The sequence below is a fragment of the Shewanella surugensis genome (assembly GCF_023284005.1).
In the GTDB taxonomy this organism is placed as follows: Bacteria; Pseudomonadota; Gammaproteobacteria; order Enterobacterales; family Shewanellaceae; genus Shewanella; species Shewanella surugensis.
In genome coordinates this window covers 1-1051 of sequence record NZ_JAKIKS010000328.1, presented here as the reverse complement: position 1 = coordinate 1051, position 1051 = coordinate 1, and the positions used below count along the sequence as shown (strand labels likewise).

The window sequence follows — 1051 nt, the reverse complement described above, 5'->3', positions numbered from 1 at the left end:
GGCGTTGTTGATCAAATCATATAAGGTTTGATCATCCCCATTTTTGCTAAAAATCTAAATATTGGTGTTTCTCTCAGGCATACCTAGTCTAATGACTTTGTTGATTACTTTGACATTCGCATAGGCTTCACCAACTTGTGCATCGTAACAGCGCAGTGATAGTGTTCCGCTCGTAAGTGTTTTATACCGATACATCCCCGTTTCCGATAGGGATCTATCGTGGTAGCCTGTATCGACTTTCCACTGTTTCAATTCGCCTGCTTTGAGTGCCGTTACCGCTTCATTTCTCGGATGTCCCGTTTCCCATAACCCTGCATTCTTGCGAGGTGGGATGAGAGGTTTGATCTTTTTTTGCTTAAGCACTTTGTGGCACGTTTTGGTGTCGTACGCACCATCAGCGGACACTTCTGAAATCTGCCGGCGTAGAGGATTGAGCAATGTGGGGAGTACTTCACTGTCACCGATATTAACGAGGGTAACTTCAGCAGAAATGACCTCATGAGTATCAACATCGACCGCCAGATGGAGCTTGCGCCACGTTCGGCGCTTTTCGCTTCCGTGTTTTTTAACTTTCCATTCGCCTTCACCAAATACTTTCAAGCCAGTAGAATCGATAGCGATATGTCGGATAGCACCTCGCGATGGGTTACGATATTTTATCTCAACCGTTTTGGCTCGTTTGCTAATACTCGAATAATTGGGACTACGCAGTGGTACATCCATCAGAGAAAAAATGGAATCGAGAAAGCCTTGTAATGAGCGTAATGGTAGGGAAAATATGCCTTTCACCATTAATGCAGTTTCAATCGCCACGTCAGAGAATTGAAATCCTCGACCACGATTTCCGTGATGTTGCGTGCAAGTCCATGCTTCGATGGCAGACTTGTCCACCCAAAATGTAATGGAGCCGCGCTGAGTTAACGCACGGTTATAGTCTGACCAATTGGTGATTTTATTCTTAGCCTTGCCCATCGGTGGAGCCTTTTTAAATCAGTGATAATGATCTGATCGCAAGATTTACGATAGGTTCCCTGATTTAGTCAACAACGCC

1 protein-coding gene is annotated in these 1051 nt (G+C 44.8%); it reads right to left on the bottom strand.

All coding sequences use genetic code 11. The annotated features are described in order from the left end of the window. Positions 1–54: 54 nt before the first annotated feature. A complete protein-coding gene (locus L2764_RS27335; protein ID WP_248943472.1) occupies positions 55–972 on the bottom strand; it encodes an IS5 family transposase in 918 nt (305 codons plus the stop codon). Positions 973–1051: the final 79 nt, after the last annotated feature.